The organism is Arthrobacter sp. KBS0702, from assembly GCF_005937985.2.
In the GTDB taxonomy this organism is placed as follows: Bacteria; Actinomycetota; Actinomycetes; order Actinomycetales; family Micrococcaceae; genus Arthrobacter.
The window spans coordinates 1-21,971 of the sequence record NZ_CP042172.1; the positions used below are offsets into that span (position 1 = coordinate 1).

The 21,971-nt window shown below is 65.6% G+C and carries 18 protein-coding genes and 2 tRNA genes; 15 read left to right on the plus strand and 5 right to left on the minus strand.

Features of this window, described 5'->3' with window-relative positions:
• The 12 genes from dnaA to FFF93_RS00055 all read left to right on the plus strand — a co-directional run bounded on the left by dnaA (position 1) and on the right by FFF93_RS00055 (position 13,344).
• A complete protein-coding gene (gene dnaA / locus FFF93_RS00005) occupies positions 1-1,422 on the plus strand; it encodes a chromosomal replication initiator protein DnaA (RefSeq protein ID WP_138767906.1) in 1,422 nt (473 codons plus the stop codon).
• 602 nt (positions 1,423-2,024) lie between these two features.
• Positions 2,025-3,149, plus strand: a complete 1,125-nt coding sequence (dnaN, locus tag FFF93_RS00010) for a DNA polymerase III subunit beta (protein WP_138767905.1) — start codon at positions 2,025-2,027, stop codon at positions 3,147-3,149.
• A gap of 128 nt (positions 3,150-3,277) precedes the next feature.
• Positions 3,278-4,162, plus strand: a complete 885-nt coding sequence (gene gnd / locus FFF93_RS00015) for a phosphogluconate dehydrogenase (NAD(+)-dependent, decarboxylating) (RefSeq protein ID WP_138767904.1) — start codon at positions 3,278-3,280, stop codon at positions 4,160-4,162.
• A 22-nt stretch (positions 4,163-4,184) separates the two neighbouring features.
• A complete protein-coding gene (recF, locus tag FFF93_RS00020) occupies positions 4,185-5,390 on the plus strand; it encodes a DNA replication/repair protein RecF (RefSeq protein WP_138767903.1) in 1,206 nt (401 codons plus the stop codon).
• A gap of 10 nt (positions 5,391-5,400) precedes the next feature.
• Positions 5,401-5,958 (plus strand): DUF721 domain-containing protein, encoded by a 558-nt coding sequence (locus tag FFF93_RS00025; protein WP_138767902.1) that lies wholly within the window; start codon positions 5,401-5,403, stop codon positions 5,956-5,958.
• Positions 5,959-6,364: 406 nt separating this feature from the next.
• Positions 6,365-8,452: a DNA topoisomerase (ATP-hydrolyzing) subunit B gene (gene gyrB, locus FFF93_RS00030; protein ID WP_138767901.1), complete on the plus strand. Its 2,088-nt coding sequence runs from the start codon at positions 6,365-6,367 to the stop codon at positions 8,450-8,452.
• Positions 8,453-8,510: 58 nt separating this feature from the next.
• Complete coding sequence (gene gyrA, locus FFF93_RS00035; protein ID WP_138767900.1) at positions 8,511-11,216, plus strand: DNA gyrase subunit A; 2,706 nt, start codon at positions 8,511-8,513, stop codon at positions 11,214-11,216.
• Positions 11,213-11,812, plus strand: coding sequence for a DUF3566 domain-containing protein (locus FFF93_RS00040; RefSeq protein WP_138767899.1), 600 nt, complete (start codon positions 11,213-11,215; stop codon positions 11,810-11,812). The genes gyrA and FFF93_RS00040 overlap by 4 nt, the downstream gene beginning before the upstream one ends.
• 98 nt (positions 11,813-11,910) lie before the next feature.
• Positions 11,911-11,984 (plus strand) — tRNA-Ile (locus tag FFF93_RS00045).
• A 59-nt stretch (positions 11,985-12,043) separates the two neighbouring features.
• Positions 12,044-12,160, plus strand: a complete 117-nt coding sequence (locus FFF93_RS17010; RefSeq protein WP_222424636.1) for a DLW-39 family protein — start codon at positions 12,044-12,046, stop codon at positions 12,158-12,160.
• Between the two features lie 71 nt (positions 12,161-12,231).
• Positions 12,232-12,307 (plus strand) — tRNA-Ala (locus FFF93_RS00050).
• 122 nt (positions 12,308-12,429) lie between these two features.
• Positions 12,430-13,344: a DMT family transporter gene (locus tag FFF93_RS00055; protein WP_138767898.1), complete on the plus strand. Its 915-nt coding sequence runs from the start codon at positions 12,430-12,432 to the stop codon at positions 13,342-13,344.
• A gap of 25 nt (positions 13,345-13,369) precedes the next feature.
• On the opposite strand, the gene FFF93_RS00060 is transcribed toward FFF93_RS00055, so the two are convergent.
• Entirely contained in the window at positions 13,370-14,245 is an 876-nt protein-coding gene (locus FFF93_RS00060; protein WP_138767897.1) for a glycosyltransferase family 2 protein, read from the minus strand.
• Between the two features lie 207 nt (positions 14,246-14,452).
• Positions 14,453-15,391 (minus strand): hypothetical protein, encoded by a 939-nt coding sequence (locus tag FFF93_RS00065; protein ID WP_138767896.1) that lies wholly within the window; start codon positions 15,389-15,391, stop codon positions 14,453-14,455.
• A 155-nt stretch (positions 15,392-15,546) separates the two neighbouring features.
• On the opposite strand from FFF93_RS00065, the gene FFF93_RS00070 reads away from it, so the two are divergent.
• Together FFF93_RS00070 and FFF93_RS00075 are read left to right on the plus strand one after the other, a co-directional pair.
• Positions 15,547-16,092, plus strand: coding sequence for a peptidylprolyl isomerase (locus tag FFF93_RS00070; protein ID WP_138767895.1), 546 nt, complete (start codon positions 15,547-15,549; stop codon positions 16,090-16,092).
• Positions 16,093-16,101: 9 nt separating this feature from the next.
• A complete protein-coding gene (locus FFF93_RS00075; protein ID WP_138767894.1) occupies positions 16,102-16,995 on the plus strand; it encodes a rhomboid family intramembrane serine protease in 894 nt (297 codons plus the stop codon).
• Between the two features lie 1,009 nt (positions 16,996-18,004).
• On the opposite strand, the gene FFF93_RS00080 is transcribed toward FFF93_RS00075, so the two are convergent.
• Positions 18,005-18,610, minus strand: a complete 606-nt coding sequence (locus tag FFF93_RS00080) for a DNA-3-methyladenine glycosylase I (protein WP_138767893.1) — start codon at positions 18,608-18,610, stop codon at positions 18,005-18,007.
• 124 nt (positions 18,611-18,734) lie between these two features.
• Positions 18,735-18,989, minus strand: a complete 255-nt coding sequence (locus FFF93_RS00085; RefSeq protein WP_138767892.1) for a cell division protein CrgA — start codon at positions 18,987-18,989, stop codon at positions 18,735-18,737.
• Between the two features lie 311 nt (positions 18,990-19,300).
• Here FFF93_RS00085 and FFF93_RS00090 point away from each other — a divergent pair, with 311 nt between their 5' ends.
• Complete coding sequence (locus FFF93_RS00090) at positions 19,301-19,942, plus strand: aminodeoxychorismate/anthranilate synthase component II (protein WP_138767891.1); 642 nt, start codon at positions 19,301-19,303, stop codon at positions 19,940-19,942.
• Positions 19,943-19,993: 51 nt separating this feature from the next.
• Here the strand turns inward: FFF93_RS00090 and pknB are convergent, their stop codons facing one another.
• Positions 19,994-21,967 carry a Stk1 family PASTA domain-containing Ser/Thr kinase gene (pknB, locus tag FFF93_RS00095; protein WP_138767890.1) on the minus strand — a complete coding sequence of 658 codons (1,974 nt, stop codon included), beginning with the start codon at positions 21,965-21,967 and terminating at the stop codon, positions 19,994-19,996.
• Positions 21,968-21,971 lie beyond the last annotated feature (4 nt).

Sequence of the window (21,971 nt, forward strand, 5' to 3'; positions counted from 1 at the left end):
ATGACGGTAGACGAAGCCAACCACGCGAACACCGTCGGAAGTTCCTGGCGGCGGGTGGTCAGCCTCCTGGAGAACGACCACCGGGTCACCCCCCGGCAGCGCGGCTTCGTGATCCTCGCCCAGGCGCAGGGCCTGATCGGATCCACCCTGCTGGTGGCCGTTCCCAATGAGCTCACCCGTGAGGTCCTGCAGACCCAGGTCAAGGAAGCCCTCGACGACGCACTGCGCGATGTCTTTTCCGACGAGATCCGCTGCGCGATCGACGTCGACACCGAGCTGGTGCCGCTGCACGTGGAACCGGAACCCACCGACGAGCTGTCCCTGGTGGCCGACCCCTTGGTGGAGCTGAAGCCCCAGCCGATGCTGCCGAGCACTTCCCACGAATTCGGCCGCCTCAACCCGAAGTACGTTTTTGACACGTTCGTGATCGGTTCCTCCAACCGCTTTGCGCACGCGGCCGCCGTCGCTGTCGCCGAGGCCCCCGCCAAGGCCTACAACCCGCTGTTCATCTACGGCGACTCCGGCCTGGGCAAGACCCACCTGCTGCACGCGATCGGTCACTACGCCCGCCGGCTCTACAGCGGCATTCGGGTCCGCTACGTGAACTCCGAGGAATTCACCAACGACTTCATCAACTCGATCCGCGACGATGAAGGCACAAGCTTCAAAACCACCTACCGCAATGTCGATGTCCTGCTGATCGATGACATCCAGTTCCTCGCGGGCAAGGACCGGACGCTCGAGGAGTTCTTCCACACCTTCAACGCCCTGCACAACAACAACAAGCAGGTCGTCATCACCTCCGACCAGCCGCCCAAGCTGCTTGCCGGCTTCGAGGACCGCATGAAGTCGCGCTTCGAGTGGGGCCTGCTGACGGACATCCAGCCGCCGGAACTGGAAACCCGCATCGCGATCCTTCGCAAGAAAGCCCTGAGCGAAGGCCTCTCCGCCCCCGACGACGCCCTGGAGTACATCGCGTCGAAGATCTCCAGCAACATCCGCGAGCTCGAGGGTGCGCTGATCCGTGTCACGGCCTTCGCGAGCCTGAACCGGCAGCCGGTGGATGTGGCCCTGGCCGAGATGGTGCTCAAGGACCTGATCACCGACGACGGCGCCCAGGAGATCACCTCGGCGCAGATCCTCACCCAGACTGCCGACTACTTCAAGCTCAGCATGGAGGAACTCTGCAGCAAGTCCCGGACCCGGACGCTGGTCACCGCGAGGCAGATCGCCATGTACCTGTGCCGGGAGCTCACGGACATGTCCCTGCCCAAAATCGGCCAGGAACTTGGCGGCCGGGACCACACCACGGTGATCCACGCCGACCGGAAGATCCGCGAGCTCATGGCGGAGCGCCGCGTGATCTACAACCAGGTCACCGAACTGACTAACCGCATCAAGCAGCAGCAGCGCAATTCCTAAGCTCCCGCGCCGCGCACTCATACCTTATTAACAGTGTGCTGTGGACAACCCTGTGGATAGTTAAGGGGACAACCGCGGTTAATGGGCTTAAAACCCTTAAGGCGCCTGTGGATCGGCGAAACGGCCCAAAATGTTGTCCCCATCCACACCCTGTTTAAAACCTGCTCCACCCACAGTCCGTGAACAGGCCTTAACCGCGGAACTGCACCGCGAGATCGAGTTATCCACAGTTTCCACAGCAGTTATTAACACTACTAATCCCAAGAAAATGAAATTCCCTCAAACAACAGTTTCTTCTCGACCCTCCACCGGCCGGCCCAAGGCCGTGCTGAACCACGGCCGAGAACCACAGTGGTGTAACCCGGGGATGGGAGAACTCGGTTCTTGGGGCTAAGCTGTCTGCAGTGCGTCCGTCCCGGACACGCTCTTGTCATTCGCTTCCCGGAACCGGGGCCGGGTGACGGGCCTCCGGGGTGCATGCACTTAGCTTTTTGGCGGCTCCGGCACGACGTCCGGAACCGCCATGGCACTAGGACTTTTAGTGCCGATTTTTAGTGATGATTCCTAGCGATGTCAGCAGCAATGAAAGGCGGCACCCTTCCGTGAAGTTCAGAGTCGAGCGGGACGTCCTGGCCGAAGCCGTGACCTGGGCCGCCCGGTCGTTGTCTCCGCGGCCGCCCGTTCCAGTGCTTTCCGGTCTGCTCCTCAAGGCCGAAGCCGGCACCGTGAGCCTCTCGAGCTTTGACTACGAGACCTCGGCCCGCCTGGAAATTCCTGCCGACATCAGCACCGAAGGCACCATCCTGGTTTCCGGCCGTCTGCTGGCCGACATCTGCCGCAGCCTCCCGTCCGCACCCGTGGACATCGAGACCGACGGCAACAAAGTCACGCTGAGCTGCCGCCGAAGCAGCTTCCACCTGGCCACCATGCCGGAGGCGGAATACCCGCCGCTGCCCGCACTTCCGCCCATCAGCGGCACGGTGCCGGGTGATTCGTTCGCCCAGGCCGTTTCGCAGGTAATCATCGCGGCCAGCAAGGACGACACCCTGCCCATCCTGACCGGCGTCCGGATGGAAATCGAAGACGACCTCATCACGCTGCTGGCCACCGACCGCTACCGGCTGGCCATGCGCGAAGTCCCGTGGAAACCCGCCACCCCCGGAATCTCCACGAGCGCCCTGGTCAAAGCAAAGACCCTGAACGAAGTAGCCAAGACCCTCGGCGGCAGTGGCGACATCAACCTCGCCCTCGCCGACGACGACAGCCGGCTGATCGGCTTCGAGAGCGGCGGCCGCACCACGACGTCCCTCCTGGTCGACGGCGACTACCCGAAGATCCGCTCGCTGTTCCCGGACTCCACCCCGATCCACGCCACCGTGCAGACCCAGGAACTGGTCGAAGCCGTTCGCCGTGTCTCGCTGGTGGCCGAACGGAACACCCCGGTCCGGCTCGCGTTCACCCAGGGTCAACTGCACCTCGATGCCGGCACCGGCGAGGACGCCCAGGCCTCGGAAGAGCTTGAAGCCCAGCTCACCGGTGAGGACATCACGGTTGCCTTCAACCCGCACTACCTCATCGAGGGCCTCAGCGTGATCGAGACCAAGTTCGTCCGGTTCTCCTTCACCACGGCTCCGAAGCCGGCGATGATCACCGCCCAACAGGACGCCGACGGCGAAGACCAGGGCGACTACCGTTACCTGGTCATGCCGGTCCGCCTGCCCAACTAGTCCCCACCGCCACCCTCGCCTCGCCTCGCAAGCTTGGCCAGGGAACCCTGGCGGCGTGGGCCCAGGCCGTTGTCGTCCTGGGCCCCAAAACGACACCCGAAACCCCAGCGCAGAAAAGAGTTCACACCGTGCACATCGGACTGATCGGCCTTGGAAAAATGGGTTTCAACATGCGCGAACGCCTGCGCAAGGGCGGGGTCGAAGTCACCGGCTTCGACCGCAACCCGGACGTTACCGACGTCGCCAGCATCGACGAGCTGATCGCCGCGGTTCCGGTGCCCCGGGTGATCTGGGTTATGGTCCCCGCCGGCGACATCACCGACGCCGTGATCACCGAACTCGGCAGCAAGCTCGACGCCGGCGACCTCGTGATTGACGGCGGGAACTCGCGGTTCACCGAAGATCAAAAGCACGCCGCCGCGCTGGCTGAACTGGGTATCCACTTCGCCGACTGCGGCGTTTCCGGTGGCGTCTGGGGTCTCCAGAACGGCTACGGACTGATGGCCGGCGGCGACGCGGCCGACATCGAACGGGCACTCCCGGTCTTTGATGCGCTCCGGCCGGAAGGTGAGCGTGCGGACAGCTTCGTCCATGTGGGCGGTGTGGGTGCCGGACACTACGCCAAGATGGTGCACAACGGCATCGAATACGGCCTGATGCAGGCTTACGCGGAAGGCTATGAACTCCTCGCCGCAAAGGACATCGTCTCCGATCTGCCGGGAACCTTCCGGGCCTGGCAGAAGGGCACGGTCGTGCGCTCTTGGCTGTTGGACCTGATGGTCAAGGCCCTGGATGAGGATCCCGGGCTGGAATCCATCGACGACTACGTCGAAGATTCCGGCGAAGGCCGCTGGACCGTCGAGGAAGCGATCGCCAATGCCGTGCCGGCACCGGCCATCACCGCGGCCCTTTTTGCGCGCTTCTCCTCCCGCGAAGACAGCTCGCCGGCGATGAAGATGGTGTCCGCGCTGCGCCACCAGTTCGGTGGCCACGCCACCCGGCCGGCCAAGTAATTCCTGGAGTCCTGAAACCGGCGTGTACCTAGAACAACTTTCGCTGACAGATTTCCGCAGTTACGCCCAGGTGGACCTCAGCCTGGAACCGGGGGTCACCGTGCTCGTCGGTTCCAACGGAATCGGCAAGACCAATCTGATGGAAGCGATCGGCTACCTCGCCACGCTGAGCTCGCACCGGGTCAGTACCGATGCCCCGCTGTTGCGCTTCGGTACCGAACGGGCCATGATCCGGGCCAAACTGGTCCGCGGTGACCAGTCCACCGTGCTGGAACTGGAAATCAACGCCGGCCGGGCGAACCGTGCGCGGATCAACCGAAGCAACCCGGTCCGTGCCAGGGACATCCTGGGCATCTGTCAGACGGTGCTCTTTGCCCCGGAGGACCTCGCCCTGGTCAAGGGTGACCCGTCGAACCGGCGCCGCTTCCTGGATGAACTGCTTGTCAGCCTGGTCCCGCGGCACGCTGCCACCCGCAGCGACTACGACCGGGTGCTGAAACAACGCAATGCCCTGCTGAAATCGGGCCGGACGGGCAAATTCACCGCCGGCCATGAAGCCACCCTTGATGTCTGGGACCAACACATGGCCAGGGCCGGGGCCGAACTCCTGCACGCGCGGTTGGAGCTGGTCGAACGGCTGCAGCCCCACCTCAATAGCGCCTACGCCCAGCTCACCGACGGGTCCAAAGCCGCCGGCGCAATCTATCGTTCCACCCTGCAGGGGGCGTTTGACGACGACGGCGAGGTTACTGCCGCATCCTCTGGCGCCGTCCCGGCCGATGGGATGGAAGACCTTCGCCCGCTGAGCGTCGACGAGCTCACCGAACGTTATGTCCGGGCCTTCGCGGCTTCCCGACGCAAGGAACTGGAACGCGGCATTTCCCTGGTGGGGCCGCACCGGGATGAACTGGAACTGGTCTTGGGCCAGGCCCCGGCCAAGGGGTACGCCTCGCATGGGGAAACCTGGTCCATGTGCCTGGCCCTGCGGCTGGCCGCCTACTACGTCATGCTGGACGATGCGCGCACCGGCGGGTCGGCGCCCATCCTGATCCTGGACGATGTCTTTGCCGAGCTGGACGTCCAACGGCGGCGTAAACTGGCGTCAATAGTCTCCGGCGCGGAGCAGGTCCTGGTGACCGCCGCCGTCGAGGACGACATCCCGGCCGAACTCGCCGGACGGCGGGTGAAGGTCATTCCGGGAGGACTCGATGAGCCGGACAAACCATGAGTGACAGACGATGAATAAGGATACCGACGGCGGCCTGCAGCCGGGCCGCGACCCGGATGACATCGACGCCGCCCAAGCCGCCTTGAACCGGATGCGGGACGCGGCGGCCGCACGGGGTGAAATCCGCCGGAAGGCGCCGCCCCGCCCCGGAAGCACTCAGAAACCGGCCCGCAGCGCCGGAACCCGCGGATTCGCCCAGTTCCACGGCACCGGCCGCGACCCGCTGGGGCTCGGCAAGGTGGTGGGACGGCTGGTGGCCGAACGCGGCTGGAGCTCGCCGGTGGCGGTCGGATCCGTGATGGCCCAGTGGCCGGCCCTGGTGGGCCCCGAGATTTCCGCGCACTGCACACCGGAGAGTTTCACCGATACGACGCTGCATGTGCGCTGCGATTCGACTGCGTGGGCCACCCAGCTGCGCCTGCTGAGCCTGAGCCTGCTGGAGAAGTTCCGCAATGAACTCGGCGAGGGCGTCGTGACCAGCATCCAGGTGGCGGGTCCCGCGGCACCGAGTTGGCGCAAGGGGGCGCGGACGGTCAACGGCCGCGGCCCGCGCGACACATACGGGTAGACGCCGGCTGCTGCTGCCCGGTATGAAGCACTTCTTCCAAAACTATTGAAAAATGCGCAAACGCCGTGTAGGGCGCTCTAACGCCCCGGAGGTGTATAGGAACCCAGCCGGAGCACCCCTGGAGCCTTGCAGGTGGAGTCAACGGCCTCCCAGCGGCACTTTGCCCGCCGTTTGGGCCTCTAGAATGCGGGTTTCCGCCCTATAACACGGTAGAATCGTGATAGATAACTGGGCGCCGGTGAAACGTCGACTGAGTCCGTTTCCGACGCACTTTTTGTGTGCGGAGACAGGAACTCGCAAGCGATGCCGCCGGTGCCGTCAGTGACGTGCCTGTTGGCGGTGGCCGTTCCTCTTGGGAGACGGCGACGGCCGGCCTTCAACAAACATAGAGGAGTCGAAAGCGCCTGTGGCTAACGACAATGCAGATATCCCGGCAACGGAACCAGCGGCGGGAGGCGCTCCGGCGGACACACCCGCGGAGGCGGCGACGCCGCGCGAATACGGTGCCAGCGACATCACGGTGCTTGAGGGCCTGGAAGCTGTCCGGAAACGCCCGGGCATGTATATCGGCTCCACCGGACCCCGCGGCCTGCACCACCTCGTCTATGAAGTCGTGGACAACTCGGTTGACGAAGCGCTGGCCGGCTACTGCACGCACATCGAGATCGTCCTGACGGCCGACGGCGGCGTCAAGGTGGTCGACAACGGCCGCGGCATCCCGGTGGACATGCACCCCACCGAGCACAAGCCGACGGTTGAAGTCGTCATGACTATCCTGCACGCCGGCGGCAAGTTCGGCGGCGGCGGGTACGCCGTCTCCGGCGGACTGCACGGCGTTGGTATTTCCGTGGTCAACGCGCTTTCCAGCCGCGTCGACACCGAGGTCCGCCGGCAGGGCCACGTCTGGCGGATGTCCTTCGCCGACGGCGGCAAACCGCAGGGCGGCCTGGTCAAGGGCGAGGAAACCACCGAGACCGGCACCACCCAGACGTTCTACCCGGACCCCACCATCTTCGAGAGCGTGGAATTCGATTTCGAAACCCTGCGCGCCCGCTTCCAGCAGATGGCCTTCCTCAACAAGGGCCTGCGCATCACACTGACGGACGAGCGCCGCGCCGCCGCTGAACCGTCCGAGGACGCGGATCTTGACCTCGACGCCGTTGAGACCGAAGGCGAAGTCCCCGCCGAGTTCCACACCGTGGTCTACCAGTACGACGACGGCCTGCTGGACTACGTGAAGCACCTCAACTCGGGGAAGAAGGTCGACGTCGTCCACGAAGACGTTATTGCTTTCGAAACCGAGGACACGGAACGGCACATCGCCCTGGAAATGGCGATGCAGTGGACCAACGCATACTCCGAGAGCGTCCACACCTACGCCAACACCATCAACACCCACGAGGGCGGCACCCACGAAGAGGGTTTCCGCGCCGCGATGACCTCGCTCATCAACCGCTATGCGCGGGAGAAGAGCATCATCAAGGAAAAAGACGACAACCTCACGGGCGACGACATCCGGGAAGGCCTGACCGCGGTTATTTCGGTCAAGCTCTCCGAGCCGCAGTTCGAGGGCCAGACCAAGACCAAGCTCGGCAACTCCGAGGTCAAGGGTTTTGTCCAGCGCGTGGTCACCGACGGCCTCGGCGACTGGCTGGAACGCAATCCCGGCCCGGCCCGCGACGTCATCCGCAAGGCCATCTCCGCGGCCCAGGCCCGGATGGCTGCGCGCAAGGCCCGCGACAACGCGCGCCGGAAGAGCCCGCTGGAGTCCTTCGGCATGCCCGGCAAGCTGTCCGATTGCTCCTCCAAGGATCCTGCCAAGTGCGAGGTGTACCTCGTGGAGGGTGACTCCGCCGGCGGTTCGGCCAAGCGCGGACGCAACCCCGAAACCCAGGCCATCCTGCCGCTGCGCGGCAAGATCCTCAACGTCGAGCGCGCCCGGCTGGACAAGGCGCTCGGCAACGCAGAGGTCCAGTCCATGATCACCGCCTTCGGCACCGGCATCGGCGAGGACTTCGATCTCGCCAAGCTGCGGTACCACAAGATCGTCCTGATGGCCGACGCCGACGTCGACGGCCAGCACATCACCACGCTGCTGATGACCCTGCTGTTCCGCTACATGCGCCCGCTGATCGAGAACGGCTTCGTCTACCTCGCCCAGCCGCCGCTGTACCGGATCAAGTGGTCCAACGCCCCGCACGACTACGTCTACAGCGACCGGGAACGCGATGCGAAGCTGGTCTCCGGCCAGGCCGCCGGCCGCCGTATTCCCAAGGACAACGGCATCCAGCGTTACAAGGGCCTCGGCGAGATGGACTACACGGAACTCTGGGACACCACCATGGACCCGGAGCACCGCACCCTCCTGCAGGTCACTATGGACGATGCCCTGGCAGCGGACCAGACCTTCTCCGTCCTGATGGGCGAAGACGTCGAATCCCGCCGAAACTTCATTCAGCAGAACGCCAAGGACGTTCGGTTCCTCGATATCTAGCGGCCACGGCCCTGCATATTCCAGAACCGATATATACCTGAAACGGAAAATATAGACGATGAGTGACGAAACACCCGAAGTCCCCGCCGCCGGTGCGGAGCCCGTGCTCGAAGGCAACGTTCTTGATACCGATGTGCTGACGGACCGCGTCGAGCAGGTCGACCTGCAGACCGAAATGCAGCGCTCGTACCTCGACTACGCCATGGCCGTGATCGTGGGCCGCGCGCTTCCGGACGTCCGCGACGGCCTCAAGCCCGTGCACCGCCGTGTGCTGTACGCGATGTTCGACGGTGGCTACCGCCCGGAGCGCTCCTTCAATAAGTGCGCCCGCGTGGTCGGCGAAGTCATGGGCCAGTACCACCCGCACGGAGATACCGCGATCTACGACGCCTTGGTCCGCCTGATCCAGGACTGGACCATGCGCTACCCGCTGGCGCTGGGACAGGGCAACTTCGGCTCGCCCGGCAACGACGGCGCCGCCGCGCCGCGGTACACCGAAACCAAGATGGCCCCGCTGGCGATGGAAATGGTCCGCGACATCGACGAGGAAACCGTCGATTTCCAGGACAACTACGACGGCAAGAACCAGGAACCGACCATCCTGCCGGCGCGGTTCCCGAACCTGCTGGTGAACGGCTCCTCCGGCATCGCCGTCGGTATGGCCACCAACATTCCGCCGCACAACCTCCGCGAGGTCGCCGACGGCGTGCAGTGGTACCTGGCCAACCCGACCGCGAGCCGCGAAGAGCTGCTCGAAGAGCTCATCCAGCGCATCAAGGGGCCCGACTTCCCGACCGGCGCCACCATCCTGGGCCACAAGGGCATCGAGGACGCGTACCGCACGGGCCGCGGTTCGATCACCATGCGCGCGGTGGTCAACGTGGAGGAACTCCAGGGCCGCACCTGCCTCGTGGTCACCGAGTTGCCGTACCAGGCCAACCCGGACAACCTGGCCATCAAAATCGCCGAACTCGTCAAGGACGGCAAGATCTCCGGCATCGCCGACCTCCGCGACGAGACCTCGGGCCGCACCGGCCAGCGCCTGGTGATTGTGCTCAAGCGCGACGCAGTGGCCAAGGTGGTGCTGAACAACCTCTACAAGCACACCCAGCTGCAGGACAACTTCGCCGCCAACATGCTGGCCATCGTGGACGGCGTGCCGCGCACGCTCAGCCTCGATGCGTTCATCCGGCACTGGGTTACGCACCAGATGGACGTCATCGCCCGGCGGACCCGTTACCGCCTGCGCAAGGCCGAGGAGGAAGCGCACATCCTGCGCGCCCTGCTGAAGGCCCTTGATGCCCTCGACGAAGTTATTGCCCTGATCCGGGCCTCGACTACCACCCAGGCCGCCCGGGACGGCCTGATGGAGCTGCTGGACATCGATGAGGTCCAGGCTGTGGCCATCCTGGACATGCAGCTGCGCCGCCTGGCCGCCCTGGAACGCCAGAAGATCCAGGACAAGCATGCCGAACTCGAAGCGATGATCACCGAGTACAACGCGATCCTGGCCTCCGAGGAGCGCCAGCGCGAGATCATCAGCACCGAACTCGGCGAGATTGTCGCCAAGCACGGCGACGACCGCCGCACCAAGGTGCTGATGGGCTACGACGGCGACATGTCGATCGAGGACCTGATCCCCGAAGAGGAAATGGTCGTCACGATCACCCGCGGCGGCTACGTCAAGCGCACCCGCAGCGACAACTACCGCTCCCAGCAGCGCGGCGGCAAGGGCATCAAGGGCGCGCAGCTGCGCGGCGACGACGTCGTCGAGCACTTCTTCGTGACCACGACGCACCACTGGCTGCTGTTCTTCACCAACCTGGGCCGGGTCTACCGCGCCAAGGCGTACGAACTGGTCGAGGCGGCCCGTGACGCCAAGGGCCAGCACGTCGCGAACCTGCTGGCCTTCCAGCCGGACGAGCACATCGCCCAGGTACTGGACCTGCTCGACTACCAGCACGCCCCGTACCTGGTGCTCGCCACCAAGCGCGGCCTGGTCAAGAAGACGCGCCTGGAGGACTACGACACCAACCGCTCCGCCGGCGTGATCGCGATCAACCTGCGCGACGGCGATGAACTCGTCTCCGCGCAGCTGGTGTCCGAAACCGACGACCTAATGCTGGTCTCCCGCAAGGGCCAGTCAATCCGCTTCACCGCCACGGATGAAGCCCTGCGCCCGATGGGCCGGGCAACCTCCGGCGTGACCGGCATGAAGTTCCGCGAGGATGACGAACTGCTGGCGGCCGACGTCGTACAGGACGGCTCGTTCGTCTTCATTGTCACCGAAGGCGGCTTCGCCAAGCGCACCGCGGTGGAGGAATACCGCCTCCAGGGCCGTGGCGGTCTCGGCATCAAGGTCGGCAAATACCAGGAAGAACGCGGCCACCTTGTCGGTGCCCTGATCGTCCAAGAGGAAGACGAGGTCCTGGTCGTCATGGAAGGCGGCAAGGTGGTCCGCTCCTCGGTCGCCGGCGTTCCGGCCAAGGGACGCGACACCATGGGCGTGATCTTTGCCAAGCCGGATAAGAACGACCGCATCATCGCGGTGGCCCGGAACAGCGAACGCGGCCTCGAGACCGAGGAAACTGACCCCGAAAGCGGCGCTGAACGTCCGGCCACGGAGCAGGATGACGTAACGTTGGCTGGAGAAACCGGATCACACGAGGGGTCCGCAGAGACAGAATCAGTACCGGCCCCGGAGTCAGATGAGTCATCAGGCCATGCCGAGCTGGACGAAGACAACACCGGAGGTAACGCGTGAGTAATTCCGACTCATATCCCAAGTCGAGCAGCGGCCCCGGCGGCATGCGTCCGCCGGCTGCCGCCCCGCGGGTAAGCGCGCCGTCGCGACCCCAGCAGCGCCCGGCCGTCGTCGGCTCCGGCCAGCGTCCCGCCGCTCCCGGCCAGCGCCCGGCGGTCCCGGGACAGCGTCCTGAAGCCGCGGGACAGCGTCCCGGCCAGCCGGGCCTCGTCAAGCCGGCTCCGAAGGCCAAGGTCCGCCGCGCACGCCTGCTGATCAGCAAAGTGGACCCCTGGTCAGTGCTCAAGATGGCCTTCCTGCTCTCCGTGGCGCTCGGCATCGTGACCGTCGTCGCCGCGATCGTGCTCTGGACCGTCCTGGACCTGACCGGCATCTTTGACCAGGTCGACGGCCTGCTCGGAACCCTGGCCGGATCCGAAAGCGGCGGTTTCGAACTGAAGAAGGTCGCCTCCCTCGGACAGGTTGCCTCTTTCGCAGTGATCATCGCCGTGATCAACGTGGTTCTGCTGACCGCCCTGTCGATGCTGTCGGCAGTGCTGTACAACATCGCGGCCACCCTCGTGGGCGGCATCGGCGTCACCCTGACGGACGACTAAAACCCGTACTTTTCCCGGAGAACACCCGGGGAAATGCCTCGATTTGAGATCGGGCCGGGATGTGCTGTAAAGTCATATCTCGGCCCGATGAGGCATCGGGGCGTATAGCTCAGGCGGTTAGAGCGCTTCGCTGATAACGAAGAGGTCCCAGGTTCAAGTCCTGGTACGCCCACGGAACCTGTACTGGTTCCTGTAAAGGTCCACGTCAAACTGGACCGGAACGGGGTGCATGTGAAGAAGTTGCTGGTAGTTGCAGCTACGATCGCAGGCGTCCTGCTCTACAGGAAAGTGCAGGAATCCGAAGCCCGGAAGGCAGTCTGGAGCGAATCGACCGATACGGTTGATTAGCCCGGATCCCCGGCAGGGAAGCTGGAAGCAGCTCTCCGGCACGGGGGTATGATTGACGGGTTGCTTCTTATGGGGGCATGGCGCAATTGGTAGCGCACCTGCTTTGCAAGCAGGGGGTTCGGGGTTCGAGTCCCCGTGCCTCCACCATAGGAAAGGGTCCCGGTCAGCGGAAACGCTGGCCGGGGCCTTTTGCGTTGTACCGGACGGTCCCAGGCGTAACGGGATGGCCCGGGACGGTGGCGCCCCCGCCGGGCCACTACTGTTGAGGCGTGAACTTCTTCCTCGCTGCCCTGGGTGTGCTGGGCGTCGCCTCGTCCGGCCCCTTGATCGCCGCCACCCTCGGCGCCACCTCCGTCAGCGCCCTCGCGATCGCGTTCTGGCGCAACGCGATCGGGGCTGCGGTCATGGCCGGGCCCGTGCTGGTGCGGCAGCCCCGCCAGTTCGGCCGGGTCACGGGCAGCGAGTTCCGCTGGTCACTCGCCGCAGCGGTCGCGCTGGCCTTGCACTTCGCCTGCTTCATCACCTCGCTGCAACTGACCTCGGTGGCCGCCGCCACCGCCCTGGTCTGCCTGCAATCGGGCTGGATCGCCGTGTTCCAGCTCTTCCGCGGCGTCCGTCACCGCTGGCAGGTCCTGGCCGGCCTCGGCCTCGCCTTCGGCGGCGTGGTGGCCATTACCGGCTTCGACATGGGCAGCTCGCCCGAGGCCCTGGCCGGTGACCTGCTCGCGGTCGCCGGCGGCGTGCTGGCAGGCATCTATACGCTGGCCGGGGGCAAGGCCCGGCAGACCATGGGCACCGGCGTCTACACCACGCTCTGCTACGGAATGTGCGCCGCCGTCGTCGCTGCCATGGCTATCGCCGCAGGGCAGCCGCTGGCCGGCTTCGAAGCGACCGGCTGGCTCGGCATCCTGGCGATCACGGTCTGCGCCCAGCTGGTGGGCCACACCGCGTTCAACCACCTGCTGGCCACCATGAGCCCGTTGCTGGTCTCGATGATTATCCTGCTGGAGATCCCGGGGGCGGCCCTGCTGGCGGCGGCGTTCCTGGGTGAGACCCTCCCGGCAGGCACCTACGCCGGACTGGGGATGATCCTTGTGGGACTCGCCGTCGTCGTGATGGGCCAGCGACGCTCCCGTGCGGTGCGGCGCAGCGCCGCCCGCCTCGCGGAGCTGGGAACGGACTGACGACGGCGGGCGGGGCCGGCAGGGGCTACTGGCCGCCGCGCCGGGCCGGCTGGGTGGTGTTGACGGTGTGGATGGCGCGCAGCAGCTTGGCCGGGAAGTAGACCGAGAAGAAGACGACCATCGGTGCTTTCAGCGCCATCTTCTTGACGTTGTGCGCCTTGTACGTACGGTCGAACCGCGTGACGTAGTAGCGGTAGTCGCGGGGCGAGTCCTCGAGGCGGCGGGCGGACATGCCGGACACCATCTGGGGCCAGTACTGGATTCGAAGTTCGTGGTCGGCGAGGTGCAGGGAGAGGTCGATGTCCTCGTGCATCTCGTCCTTCTCATCCCGGCAGGTCTCCAGGCGAATCGTCTCCCAGGCGGAGCGGCGCAGGGCCATGTTGGAGCCGAAGAGAAAGTGATACTGGTGCTTGGCCAGCTTGAGCATGAGCTGGCGCATTTTGTCGTCGGCCTTTAGCCCGAAACGGCGCATCGGCATGTCGTAGTAGACCACGGGACCGGTTGCAGCATGCACGGCCGGGTCTGCGAAGGCCTGCTGGACCTGCTCCACCCAGTCCGGCTCGAGGACGGAATCTGCGTCAATCCTGCCCAGGACATCACCGGTGGCGTGGTCCAGTCCGAAGTTCCGCGTCGGAATCAGGCCTTGGTCCTTGTCCTGGCTGAGCAGGATGATTGGGCTCTCCGGATATTCCAACTGCATCTGCCGCACGATGTCCGCGGTGCGGTCTTTGGACATGTTGTCCACCACGATGATCTCGTGCGCCGGGACCGACTGGTAAACGGCGGCAATCAGGCACTGCCGAATGACGCTTTCCTCGTTGTACGCGGGGATGACGATGGAGACCGCCGGAGGCGGCTCAGCATCGCGCAGGGTATCCGCAGAGGATTTTTCGGGTGACATCCCCCCAAATTTAGCACCTGCGGCGTTTCCGACAGCCGTCGACGGGCTCCGCGACGCGGGTAGGGACAGGCGCGGGAACTGGCTGGCGAGGGAACGGGCAGGCGCGGGAGCGGGCAAACCACAGGGAGGGACCCCGCCGGTGGCGGAATCCCTCCCTGGTTGCTGGCGCCGAACGGCGGCCCGTTCGTGAGCCGCCCGGCGGACGGTCTACTTCGCCTTGTTTTCGCCGTTCAGGCTCGAAGCGATGTTCCGTACCGCGGTCTTGGCGTCAGTGGCGGCCTTCGCGGAGGAGTCCCCGGACTTGGCAGCCACGTCGTCGGCGGCGTCGGCCGAGGCCTCGGCAGCCTTATCGGCGGCGGCAACGGTTGCGGCAGCAGCGTCGTCGGCGGTGTCCTTGGCAGCTTCCTTCACGTCGTTCACCGTGGTGGCAGGGACCGGCGCCGGAGTCGCGGGCGTGACGGGAGCCGGGGTCTTCCACGGGTCCTCGATCGGCTTGGAGGCCTTCCAAGCAGCGACGCCGGCGGCGACCGCCGCGGCGATGACGCCGAAGATGAGGAAGCCGCGGTGCTTGGGCTTCTGCGGCTTCGCGAGTTCACCGCTGACGGCACGGCTGGCTTCGGCTGCCGCGGCCTTGATCTGCTGCCCGGCGGTCTGTGCCTGCTCCTGGATGTTGTGGACAACACCGGAGTCGACCAGTCGCTGTGCCACGGCGTCCACGTGGGCGGGTGCGCCCTCGAGGGTGCGGTGCACGGCGTCGGAGGCGTGGCCGATCTGGTCGGAGAGCCGGGGCAGGTACTCCACGACGACGCGGTCGCGGGCGTTGGCGATCACCGGGGTGGCCTTGTCCAGGGCTTCATGCAGCCGGGGGGTGGCGCTGTCGACGGCGTCGTGGATCTTGGGCGCCAGCTGGGCCAGGCCGTCCTGGATCCGGGGGGTCACGGTGGCAACGCCGTCGGCCAGGTTGTGGGCCGCCGACTTCAGGCCCTCCTGGATCTTGGGAGAAGCGGTGTCCAGGCCCTGCTGCAGACGGGGAACAGCCCAGTCGACTGCAGCCTCAACCCGCGGTGCTGCCCAGTCCTTGGCGTTCTCTACCGCGTTGCTGACTGAGTGCTCCAGCTCACGGGCAATACGATCCGTTTTCTTCACAACTACCTCCCGATTAATGTGACGGTTCTGCAGTTAGCCTACGTGGCCGTGACCCCACCGGCTATTCTTAGGCCGGATTTCGGCGCGATTTCACCCAGCGCGGAACTGGCTGCACGGCCCTGTACGTCTCCACCTGCCGTGGAAGAATAGGGCCTATGACTGCCAACGCAACCGCAAAAGCCACTATCCACACGAGCCTCGGCGACATCGTCGTCAACCTCTTCGGCAACCACGCGCCGAAGACCGTCGACAACTTCGTCGGCCTGGCGACCGGGGAGAAAGCCTGGACCCACCCGGAATCCGGCGAGGACAAAACCGGTACGCCGCTCTACGACGGCACCATCTTCCACCGCATCATCAAGGACTTCATGATCCAGGCCGGAGACCCGTTGGGCCGCGGCATCGGCGGACCGGGCTACAAGTTCGACGACGAAATCCACCCGGAACTGACCTTCAACGAGCCCTACAAGCTCGCCATGGCCAACGCCGGCATCCAGATGGGCCGCGGCACCAACGGATCGCAGTTCTTCATCACCACCGTCCCGACCGGCTGGCTGCAGGGCAAGCACAGCATCTTCGGTGAGGTGGCGGACGAGGAATCCAAGAAGGTCGTGGACGCCATTGAGGGTGTCCGCACCGGCATGGGCGACCGCCCGGTGGAGGATGTCGTTATCAACAGCATTGACATCGAACAGCTCTAGCCACAGGCCATGAGCTACGGAATTCCGGCGGCAGAGCCGTCCGCGGAGATCCCGGTGTGCCCCCGGCACCCGGACCGCCCCGCCTATGTGCGGTGCCAGCGGTGCGGGCGCCCTGCGTGCCCCGACTGCCAGCGGGCGGCCGCCGTCGGATTCCAATGCGTTGACTGTGTCAACGAAACCAAACGTACGACACCGACGCCCCGCTCGGTTTACGGCGGGGCTGCCGCCGTCGGCAGGCCGCTCGTTACCATCGGGATCATCGCGGCCTGTGCCGTGCTGTACGTGCTGCAGTGGATAGTTCCCAATGACGGGATCTACCAGAACTTCGCCTTCGCCACCGTGTACGCCACCCCGGAGTATGGAGCCTTCGAGCCCTGGCGTATGCTCACGTCGGCCTTCCTTCATTCCCAAGGCTTTATCCTCCACATCGTGCTGAACATGTACATGCTGTGGATGTTTGGCCAGGTGCTGGAACCCCTCCTCGGGCGCATCCGCTTCCTGGCCCTGTACCTGCTGTCCGCCGTGGGCGGCTCCGTCGGCTATCTCCTGCTGACGCCGGCGTACATTCCGGGCCAGCCCCTCACCGGCGTCGTCGGCGCCTCCGGCGCCATCTTCGGGCTCTTCGGCGCAATGCTCGTGGTCCAGCGCCACCGCGGCGGTGACACCAGGCAGCTCTGGGTCCTGATCGCCATCAACGGTGTCATCGGCTTTGTGGTCCCGCAGATCGCCTGGCAGGCCCACCTCGGCGGCCTGATCACCGGCGCGTTGTGCGCCGCCGTGATCGCCTACGCGCCGCGTGGGCCGCGCCGGGGACTCCTGCAGGCCGCCGGTCTGGTCCTGGTGGTGTGCCTGCTCATTGCGGCCACTGCCCTGCGCGTCGCCGCCACCGCGCTCCCTGCCTAGCCTGCGCACCGGGCTGTCGGCTTCCCGCCACCGTTCCCGATTTCCGCAGCGGTTCCGGACGGACGCGGCCGGGGTCCGGGATGCGCTGGTCCGAAACCGCCGCGCTTTTCCGGAACCCCTGCACCCTGTGCCAGGCGCGCCGTCTCCCGTCGAACTTGTCCACAGGGGTTATCCACATTGTTGGTAACTTACATGCCTGTAGTTCAGCCCATGATGCCGGATCTGACCGCCACAGCTGGCAAATCCCGCGCAGCTCACCCGCCACTCTCCACACCTGTGTATAACTTTCTGGGGACCGCCTGTGGTTAAGTGGACAACCTTCGCTCGACGACGCGTGACCCGCGGACTCTGCGTGCGGACCCGCCATCGCCCTCATCCCGGGCGGCCTTCCCCTCCGCGACCTGTCCCTGCTCCCGCCGGCAGCCGTCGGGCCCGGAAACACTCGTCCAGGCACTCCCGGCCCTGCGCGCCATACGGGGCTAAGCGACGGCGATTGCGGCACGGGGGTCTATTTATCTGATTTATAGGTCGTTATTCACAGGGTTGTTCACATTGTTAATAACTTGATCCTCTGAGTTTCGTCGTGGAAAACGCGCCATTCCGGGCTTTGCCGCAGCCACCGGGGAACGGCCAGCACCCAGTTATCCCCAGCTGTGGATAACTTGTGGGTATAAGGCTGTTGTTAAGTGGATAACCCGGCGGCCGCTGCCGCCTCCGATCAACGGCGCGTGCCTCGCGGCCGCGGGACGCAGCACCCCCGAAAACCGCCTACACCATGCAACCGTGGGCGGCGCGCGGGGTTATCCACAGACAATCCACATTGTTAATAACTTACAGGGCTGTCATTCGGGAGGATGTCGGCGTCGCGGTCCCGGATCTGGGTGCGGAACGGCGCCGCCGGAGGGTACTGTGCCACTGGGGACGGCCGCGCCGGTCATCAACAAGTTGTGGATAACTTCAGTTAACTTGTGCACAGCTGTGCAGCTGGCGGCCCGCTGTGCCGGCGGCCTTACCCGGCCCAGACGCCCGACGTGCCCCGGCGGTGGCTGTCCAGCAGGTGGGTGTCGACCATCCCGATGGCCTCCATCAGGGCGTACATCGTGGTGGGTCCCACAAACACGAAGCCGCGCTTCCGCAGCGCCTTGGACAGGGCGGTGGACTCGGGTGAGCTGGTGGGGATCTGGTCCAGGGCAGTGGGTTCCGGGGTGGCGTCGGGCCGGTAGGCCCAGACAAAGTCCACAAGCCCGCCGTCGTGCCTGAGGTCGAGGGTGGCCCGGGCATTGGTGATGGCTGCGCGGATCTTGAGCCTGTTACGCACAATGCCCGCGTCCTGCATGAGCCGCTCCACGTCGTCGTCGGTGAAGGCTGCCACGGTCTCCGGTTGGAAGTCCGCGAAGGCGGCGCGGAAGGCGGGCCGCTTGCGCAGGATCGTTGCCCAGGACAGCCCCGCCTGGAACGCCTCGAGGCTGATGCGTTCGTACAGCCCCTGTTCGTCCCGCACCGGGAGGCCCCATTCGCTGTCGTAGTAGTCGCGCAGCAGGGGGTCGGCGGCTGCCCAGGCGGGCCGGGCCAGTCCGTCCTCGCCAATGATGCAGCCAGTAACGTCCGGGGTCATGTGGAAATCCTTCGCTGGAGAGTTGCCTACCAGCATTATCGCCGGTTCAACCGGGGAGGGTTGCGCTTAACGCAGCAGGCCGGCACTCGGGTGTGCCGGCCTGCTGCGAACGGGGAGAACTGAATCAGGAACGCCAGCGCGTGGTCATGAGGAAGCCCACGATGGCGATGCCGAAGCCGGCGACGATGTTCCACGAGGCCCAGTCCTTGACCGGGAAGGCGCCTTCGCTGATGTAGTAGGTGATGATCCACAGCAGTCCGATGATCATCAGGCCGAACATCACCGGCTTGAACCAGACGGGATTCGGCTTGTAGGCCTGCGTCGCGGAAGTCTGCTGCGCCACGCGGGCAGTCCTCTTTCGCGGCTTCGACTCTGGCACGGGTCCTCCTTGACGGGCTGGACGAAGAGCGGATGACGCCGCTTGATATCCTGCAAGGAGGAATATCCGGCGGGCATCACGCTCTTGGTCGGGTTTGGAATCCTGATCGCAGCCAATTCTAGCTGTAGTTCAGGCCACGCCCGCGTCGCGCAGGGAACCGCGCCGGTGCTGCCGGAAGCAGTGCGGCCGGCGGTTGCGCCGGCGCTGGTATTGCCGGCTCGGGTACTGGTATTGATGGTTTAGTTCCTGTTCCCTTGGACGGCGCAATCCAGCCCGTCCACTGACTCGACGATTGGCACAGCAAGGCACCCATGAGCACAACGAAGATCCTGGTCGTAGACAACTACGACAGCTTTGTCTACACCCTGGTCGGCTATCTCCAGGAGCTTGGCGCGGAGACCACGGTGGTCCGCAACGACGACGTGACGCTGGCCGAGGCGATTGAGATGGCCGAAGCACGCGACGGCGTGCTGATTTCCCCCGGGCCCGGCGCGCCGGCTGAGGCCGGGGTGTGCATCGAACTGATTAAGTGGTGCGGCAGCCATAACAAGCCGATGCTGGGTGTCTGCCTGGGGCACCAGGCGCTGGCGGAGGCTTACGGCGGCCGGGTCACCCACGCGCCCGAATTGATGCACGGCAAGACGTCGCTCGTGGAGCACCACGGGAGCAGTGTCTTCGCCGGCCTCCCCTCGCCCTTCACCGCGACGCGCTACCACTCGCTCGCCGCCGTCCGGGAAAGCATCCCCGAGGTTCTGGAGATCACCGCGGAGACGGGAAGCGGCGTCGTAATGGGCTTGCAGCACCGCACGGCACCGCTGTGCGGGGTTCAGTTCCACCCTGAATCGGTGCTGACCGAGGGCGGCTACCTGATGCTTGGCAACTGGCTTGAGTCGCTCGGCATGGCAGGCGCCGCCGCTCGGGCCTCCGCCTTGAGCCCGCTCATCCAGCACTGACCCGCGTCTGGCCCTGAGGCGTCAGCCTCCCGGACGGCGCCGGGGCGCGCCCTAGGGAGTGGCAAAGCTGCCGAGCAGGTTGCCGACGCTGTCCTTGGAATTGGTCTTGGTCGACGACGGCGTGGGGGATGGCACCGGCGGGGGCGGCGGAGCTTTGGCCACGGTGATGGTGATCGTCTTGCCTTGTTCGACCGGCGCATCCGCAAGATCGCTCTGCCCGGTCACCTTGCCCGCCGCAACCTGGGTGTTTTCCACTTCCCTGATGCTGGGAACCAAGCCGACGTTCTTCAGTGCCGTCTCAGCCTCCGCCTGCGTCAGCCCGACTAGTTGAGGCACCGCCACCTTGCCGGTGGAGACGATGATTTCCACCGTGCTCCCCACAGCCACGTTCTGGCCGGGTGCGGGGTTGGTGGTGATGACGACGCCGGCCGCCACGTTGGGGCTGTTGTTCAGCGTGGTTTTCGGCGCCCCCGTCAGACCGGTCCTGCGCAGCACGTCCCTGGCGTCCGCCTCGGTCCGGCCGGGCAGGTCCGCCGGGATCGTGATGACGCTGGGGCCCTCGGAGATCTTGAGCGTGATCTCGGAATTTCGTTCCAGTGAACTCCCGGCGGAGGGCACCGTCCCGACGGCGGTTCCCTTGGGAACCGTCTCATGCTGGACCCGGCTCAGCTGGGGCTTAAGGCCGGCGTTGTAGAGCTTCTGCAAAGCCTCGGATTCGGTCAGGGAGGCCACCGTGGGGACGTCCACCTTTGCCACCGGCGGCGGCTGCTGGTTGACCATGTTGTAGAGCCACAGGCCGCCGCCCGCCAGGACCAGCAGCGTGAAGATCACGAGTGTGGCCATCCACGTCCGCCGGCGGGACTTCTGCTGGCCGCTGGGTTCGCGCTCGGCCGGGAGGCTCAGCGGCAGGCTCCCGGTGTCCGGCAGCGAGTGGCTGCCGGCTGTTGCGGCGAGCGGCTCGTCGCTGTCCGGGAGGTGCGCGGGCGGTATGCCGGCGGCGGTGTCATCGAGGAATGCGGCGCCGGTCAGTGAGAAAGCGGCCGTGGGCGGCACCTGGTCCCTGGGTGCGACCGTGTTGTTCGGATCGGTGGGGCTTTCGCTGCGCGGCAGCGCCGCCACGGCGACACCGCTGCGGGCCGCCCGGAGGGCGCGCCGGAAGGCCGCGGCGTCCTGGAAACGGTCGGCCCGGTTTTTTTGCAGTGCCTTGGCCAGCACACTGTCCAGGGCTTCGGAAACGTCTGGATTGAGGCTGCTGGCGGGTTCCGGGATTTCGCGCACGTGCTGGTAGGCCACCGACACGGGGCTGTCGCCGATGAACGGCGGCCGACCGGTCAGCATTTCGTAGAGCAGGCAGCCCGCCGAATACAGGTCGCTCCGTGCGTCGACCGTTTCGCCCCGGGCCTGCTCGGGGGACAGATATTGGGCCGTGCCCACTACCGCCTGCGTCTGGGTCATGGTCGCAGAGGAATCCGCCATGGCGCGGGCAATCCCAAAGTCCATCACTTTGACGCTGTTGGAGTCCGGGCAGAACATCACGTTGGCCGGTTTGATGTCCCGGTGGACGATGCCGGCCTTGTGGCTGTAATCGAGGGCCGAGAGCACACCGAGGCTGAAGTCGATGGCTTGGTCGATGGTGACTTCCTTGGCCCGGATCAGGTCCCGGATGGTCTTGCCGGCAACGTACTCCATTACGATGTACGGCACACGCACGGTGTCGTCGTGGCCGCCGGGGACGGCATGGTCCCCGGTGTCGAAGACTGCCACGATCGACGGGTGGTTCAGCGCGGCGACGGCCTGGGCTTCGCGCTTGAACCGGGCCTGGAACTGTGGGTCCCGGGCAAGATCCGGGCGGAGCAGCTTGATGGCAACGGTCCGACCCAGCCTGGTGTCGATCCCGCGGAAGACGTCGGCCATACCGCCGCGACCGATCAGCTCACCCAGCTCATAGCGCCCGCTGAGGACGCGTTGGCTTGTCACCGGGCTGCTGTCCTCCCGGTGCGATGGAGTGCGGGGTGAAGTGGACACGATG

What these genes read in the sequence shown, in the direction of transcription:
- FFF93_RS00060 (WP_138767897.1), bottom strand. Translation starts at nt 14,245, where the DNA reads ATGTCACCCGAAAAATCCTCTGCGGATACCCTGCGCGATGCTGAGCCG.
- FFF93_RS00075 (WP_138767894.1), top strand. Translation starts at nt 16,102, where the DNA reads ATGAGCTACGGAATTCCGGCGGCAGAGCCGTCCGCGGAGATCCCGGTG.
- FFF93_RS00080 (WP_138767893.1), bottom strand. Translation starts at nt 18,610, where the DNA reads ATGACCCCGGACGTTACTGGCTGCATCATTGGCGAGGACGGACTGGCC.
- FFF93_RS00090 (WP_138767891.1), top strand. Translation starts at nt 19,301, where the DNA reads ATGAGCACAACGAAGATCCTGGTCGTAGACAACTACGACAGCTTTGTC.
- FFF93_RS00025 (WP_138767902.1), top strand. Translation starts at nt 5,401, where the DNA reads ATGAATAAGGATACCGACGGCGGCCTGCAGCCGGGCCGCGACCCGGAT.
- dnaA (WP_138767906.1), top strand. Translation starts at nt 1, where the DNA reads ATGACGGTAGACGAAGCCAACCACGCGAACACCGTCGGAAGTTCCTGG.
- gyrA (WP_138767900.1), top strand. Translation starts at nt 8,511, where the DNA reads ATGAGTGACGAAACACCCGAAGTCCCCGCCGCCGGTGCGGAGCCCGTG.
- FFF93_RS00070 (WP_138767895.1), top strand. Translation starts at nt 15,547, where the DNA reads ATGACTGCCAACGCAACCGCAAAAGCCACTATCCACACGAGCCTCGGC.